We start from the raw sequence: 5,560 nt of genomic DNA, 5'->3' as shown, positions 1-5,560 counted from the left end.
AAAACCTGCTTCAGGTACCGCCCTGTATGGGATCCCGGGTGTTCGGCTACTTCTTCCGGGGTGCCAACAGCAACAATCTGGCCGCCCTGGTCGCCCCCTTCCGGCCCCAGGTCGATGATCCAGTCGGCACAGCGGAGAATGTCCAGGTTGTGCTCGATCACCAGCACGGTGTTGCCCGCACCCACCAGCCGCTGCAGGACGTTCAAAAGTTTGTGAACATCGTAAAACGACAGGCCGGTGGAGGGTTCATCCAGTAGATAAAGGGTTTTGCCGGTGGAGCGGCGGGCCAGTTCTGCGGCCAGCTTTACCCGCTGGGCTTCCCCACCCGAGAGGGTTGGAGCCGGCTGACCCAGCTTGATGTAGTCGAGGCCCACATCGGCCAGGGTCTGCAGGATCTTGGCCGCAGGGGGCAGGGCAGCGAAAAACTCCAGCGCCTCTCCCACCGTCATATCCAGGACTTCGGCGATGTTTTTGCCCTTGTACTTGACCTGGAGGGTCTCGCGGCTGTAGCGCTTGCCGCCGCAGACTTCGCAGGTAACATACACATCGGGCAGGAAATTCATCTCAATCACGTTCACCCCTTGCCCTTTGCAGGCTTCGCAGCGCCCGCCCTTGACGTTGAAGGAGAAGTGGCCAGCTTGATAGCCTCTGGCTTTGGCGTCCCGAGTCTGGGCAAAGGCTTGGCGGATGGGATCAAACAGACCCGTGTAGGTGGCAGGGTTGGAGCGAGGGGTGCGGCCAATGGGGGATTGGTCGATGACAATAACCTTGTCGATGTGCTCGATGCCGTGCAACTCCCCCATTTCCGCCGGCTTGGGCACCTTCTGGCCGAGGTAGTGCTGCAGGGCAGGGTAGAGCAACTCGTTGACCAAGGTGGACTTGCCGGAGCCGGAGACCCCCGTAACACAGACTAGTTTGCCGAGCGGGATCTCCACATCGATGTGCTTGAGGTTGTTTTTGTGGGCATTGGTGAGCTTGAGGGCAACCCCTTTCCCCGGTCGGCGCTGGGCAGGGGTAGGGATCCGCCTCCGCCCCGAAAGGTAAGCTCCGGTCATGGAGCGCTCGCAGGCCAGGATGTCGGCTAGAGACCCTTGGGCCACCACTTCTCCCCCGTGAATGCCAGCTCCAGGGCCAATGTCCACGATGTGGTCGGCGGCGCGGATGGTTTCCTCGTCGTGCTCCACCACGATTAGGGTGTTGCCCAGATCCCGTAGGCGGAACAGGGTTTGCAAGAGGCGGTGGTTATCCCGCTGGTGCAAGCCAATGGAGGGTTCGTCCAGCACATAGAGCACGCCCGTCAGGCCAGAGCCAATCTGGCTAGCCAGCCGGATCCGCTGCGCTTCACCCCCCGAAAGGGTCATGGCCGGGCGGGCCAAGGTGAGGTAGTCAAGGCCCACGTCGATCAAAAACTGCAGCCGGGTTTTGATCTCCCGCAGCACCAGCTCGGCAATCTGCGCCTGGCGAGGGGTGAGCTTCAAATGCTCTAAGCGGTGTAGGCACTCCCGGATAGAGACCTCGGTGAGATCGGTGATACGGTAGCCGCCGACACGCACTGCCAGGGCCTCAGGGCGAAGGCGAGCCCCCCCACAGGCCGCACAGGGGCGGTAGGTGAGGTAGGTTTCCAGCTTTTGCCGGTAGGTCTCGGAGGTGGTTTCTTGGTAGTGCCGCTGCAACTGCGGGATCACCCCTTCGTAGCGACGGTAGTAGCCCCGGCCCCGGTAGGGGGATTCTGCCTCAACGTAGATCTCCTGGTCGGTGCCGTAGAGGAGGATCTGCTGCTGCTCGGGCGTGAGGTCGCACCAGCGGCTGCTGAGGTCAAAGCCAAAGGCCCTGGCGACCCCTGCCAGCAGCGCCAGGTAGTAGGGGTTCTCCCGCTCGGCCCAGGGTGCGATGGCCGCGTAGAGGGGAAGCTTGGGATCGGGCACAATGCGGTCGGGGTCGAAGATGGGCTCAAAGCCCAAGCCGTGACAGACAGGACAGGCGCCAACGGGCGAGTTGAAGGAAAATAGCCGCGGCGACAGCTCGCTCAGCACCGAGCCATGTTCGGGGCAGGCGAATTGTTCAGAGAAGATCAGCTCCGTCGGCTTGCCGTTGAGGTACTGCCCCGCCACCTCGGCTACTTTTTGCAACAGATGTTCCCGCTCCTCCTCCCGAGGCAAGAGCTCCACCACCGCCAGTCCCCCCGACTGGCGCAGACAGGTGGTCAGGGAATCGGCCAGCCGCTCTGCAATGTCGGGGCCCTTGACCAGCCGATCCACCACCACCTCGATAGTGTGGGTCTTGTTTTTGTCCAAGGTGATCTCTTCGCTGAGATCCCATACCTGGCCGTCGACACGCACCCGCACAAATCCCTGCTGGCGCAGGCTTTGCAGGAGCGCTGCGTGGGTGCCCTTTTTCCCCCTCACCACAGGCGCAAGCAGCTGAAAGCGCGTCCGATCCGGCAAGGCCAGGATCTGATCCACCATTTGATCCACCGTCTGGGGAGCAATCACCCGGTCGCACTGGGGGCAGTGCGGGATCCCAGCCCGCCCGTAGAGCAGCCGCAGGTAGTCGTAGATCTCGGTAACGGTGCCCACCGTGGAGCGGGGGTTGTGGCTGGTGGACTTTTGGTCGATGGCAATGGCCGGGCTCAAGCCCTCGATGCGATCCACATCCGGCTTGTCCAGTTGCCCTAGAAATTGCCGCGCATAGGCACTGAGGGACTCCACGTAGCGCCGCTGCCCCTCGGCAAAAATGGTGTCGAAGGCCAGCGAAGACTTGCCGGACCCGGAGACGCCCGTAAACACCACCAGGCGATTGCGCGGGATCCGCAGCTCAATGTTCTTAAGGTTGTGCTGCCGCGCCCCCACTACGTGGATTTCGTTCTGGCCGGACATCTCGTCCCCTCTGTGCGCAGCGCAGGTCGAAAAACAACGAAAGTTAAGGAACATTAACGATTCTAGTGCCGCGCCAGAAGTCTGTCCTCTCCAATCGAGAAGGGGTGCCGGCAAGCTGGGTCTATCGTGGGCAGGAGAAGGAAAAAGACCTGGCTATCTTGGAAGGGCCACTTGAGGGATCCCGAAGCAACCTAGCCCATGACCTGGCCGCTGCTTGCTGTCCAAAAAGTCTTCATCTACCTGCTGGTGGGGATCGCCTTCACGGCCCTTTGCCTTGGAGATCAGGCCCTGTCGCCGGCGGTTATCGCCCTCTGCTTGGCGGCGGGGGTGGGCAGTTGGTTCTGGGAGCCACCCCGAATTAGCTTTGCCCGCTATGCGCCCCTCTGGATGCCGCTGACGGTGAGCGTGTTGGTCAGCTTGGCGGCGTTGGTGCTCTCGGGCTTCCTGCAGCTTTCGGATGGGGCCATTGGCCTGGTGCTCTACCTGACGGGGGCCAAGTTGTTTCAGCGGGAGCGGGCAGCAGATTACATCCAGTTGGCGGTGTTGTCGCTGCTGTTGATGGCGATTGCCACCCTGTTCAACCAGGATATTAGCTTTGGACTCCTCTTCCTGCTTTACGTGGGGGTAGGGCTAGTTAACCTCACCCTTTATCATCTGCGCCTCCAAGCCGAGCAGCACCCGCAGGCGGCCAGCCAAGTCCGCAGGATCGACCTTGGCTTTCTGGGGTTTCTTGGATCCCTGGCCTTGCTGGCCATGGTCCTGTCAGTGGCTTTGTTTTTCCTATTTCCGCGCGTCGGCTTGGGGATCTTAGGCCGGCAGGCCCGTTCGCCGGTGATGACCACTGGCTTTGCCGAAGAGGTCAGCCTGGGGGAGTTCGGCACCCTCAAGACTGACAACACCGTTGTCATGCGGGTGGAGTTCCCGGCAGGGGTGCCGCCCCAGGTGGAGTCTCTCTACTGGCGTGGCATGAGCTTTGATCGCTACGACGGGCGGGCTTGGTCGCGGACGCTGGATCGCTCGCTCTCGATCTTCCCCAACGCGGCAGGGGTTTTTGAGCTCTCGGCCTCCCCCTTGATCCCTGCTGCCTCCGACCTGCAGTTCTTTCCGCTGGAGCAGCTCATCTACCTAGAGCCGCTGGACACCAACACCGTTTTTGGGGTGTCGCCGCTGGTGGAGGTGGAATGGCTGGATCGAGGTGGGGCGATGACTCCACAGCAGAGGTGGCAATGGCAAAACCGCCGCCTGCTCCTGCGCGAGACTGGAGATGTCAGCCATTCTCTGCCCCCCCGGATGCCCTATCTCTACCGTGCCGTGAGCCGGATCCCACGGGATCTGGAACCCCGCCTGCGCCAGCTTGGCCGGGAGGAGCTGCTGAGCGCTCTTGACCCAGTCCAGCAACAAGCCTATCTGCAGTTGCCAGAAGACCTGGATCCGCGCATTCCCGCCTTGGCAGAGGAGATCACGGCTGGGATCCCCGATGTCTTTGGCAAGGTAACGGCTCTGCGGAACTACCTGCTAGAGAACTACGCCTACACCACCAATTTGCCGGATCCCGGTGCCGAGCCGCCTTTGGAGGCTTTTTTGTTTACCCATCGCCGCGGCCACTGCGAATACTTTGCCACCGCTCTGACGATACTGGCCCGCAGCCTTGGCATACCGGCCCGCGTGGTCAATGGCTTCTTGGGCGGTCGCTGGGTGGCGCAGGAGAAGTACTTGGCGGTGCGCAACGCCGATGCCCATTCTTGGACGGAGATCCCCTTTGGCCCCTATGGATGGATCATCTTCGATGCCACGCCGGCAGAGGCCAATGTTAGCCAGCGGCAAAGCGGGTGGGATCCCATCCTAGACTTCTACGACAGCTTGCGCTTCCGCTGGTTTAAGTATGTGATTCAGTACGACCTATTTACCCAGCGGCAGATCTGGCGGCAAATCCAAGAGCTGGCCAGCCGCGTGACTGCTCCCCAAAAGCAAGAGGATGTCGTCGCCGTCTTCCGCCGCAGCCTGGTGGGCTGGGGGCAAACGCTGCAGCAAAACGGCCTGCCGCTGGTGGGGGTGATTTTAATCACCAGTTCCATGGCCTACTGGGGTCGCCGCCGCCGCTATCAGGCCCTGCGCTGGCAGGATGGGGGGTGGATTCTGTTGGCCACTGCCGCCAATGGGGTGGTGATGGGATCCCTGTGGCAGCCGCCCCCTGCATGGTCTACCTGGATGGTAGGGATCCTGCTGCCGAGTCTGGCCTTTGCCGGGATGCGCTGGATCCCGGCGGCTCTACCCAAGTCCCAGCGGCGCCGCCAGCTTATCTCAAGGCTTTATCTGCAACTGCGGGACCTGGCGACGGCAGTGGGGATCCCCGCCCACCTAGGGCCAGAAGCTTGCCTAGAACACTTGCGCCAGGCCGACTTGCCTCAGGTTGAACTGGCCATCCGGTTCCTGCAGCGCTACCTGGAAGTACGCTTTGGCGGGATCCCGCTGGAAGCCGGGGAACTGCAGCGTTGGCAACACCACCTTAGACAGCTTAGGCGGTCCTGGCAGGCCAAGAGTTCGACGCCTGCTCCCAAAAGAACAGCTTGACTGGAAGACGGCTATAAAGCTCTACGAGAAGCCTTGACGTTATGAGGCAGTTAAGAGATAGTTAACTCTAGGTATAGACCTCGCAACCTGCCCCGGCCAAGTAGTAGACCTGA

Annotated in this window: 2 protein-coding genes; one reads left to right on the top strand and one right to left on the bottom strand. The window is 61.6% G+C overall.

Annotation, left to right across the window (positions count from 1 at the left end; genetic code table 11):
• A partial coding sequence (gene uvrA, locus NW860_RS10140; RefSeq protein ID WP_414513985.1) for an excinuclease ABC subunit UvrA occupies positions 1 to 2,876 on the bottom strand: 2,876 nt, incomplete at its 3' end.
• Between the two features lie 198 nt (positions 2,877 to 3,074).
• Here uvrA and NW860_RS10135 point away from each other — a divergent pair.
• Positions 3,075 to 5,447, top strand: a complete 2,373-nt coding sequence (locus NW860_RS10135) for a DUF3488 and DUF4129 domain-containing transglutaminase family protein (protein WP_414513983.1) — start codon at positions 3,075 to 3,077, stop codon at positions 5,445 to 5,447.
• Positions 5,448 to 5,560 lie beyond the last annotated feature (113 nt).

Origin of the sequence: Synechococcus sp. F70.1 (genome assembly GCF_047502745.1) — a bacterium.
Classification (GTDB): Bacteria; Cyanobacteriota; Cyanobacteriia; order Thermostichales; family Thermostichaceae; genus Thermostichus.
This window is presented reverse-complemented; position numbering and strand designations above follow the sequence as displayed.

Bases quoted from the DNA above. Each gene is read 5' to 3' on its own strand.
- NW860_RS10135 (WP_414513983.1), top strand. From the start codon at position 3,075: ATGACCTGGCCGCTGCTTGCTGTCCAAAAAGTCTTCATCTACCTGCTG.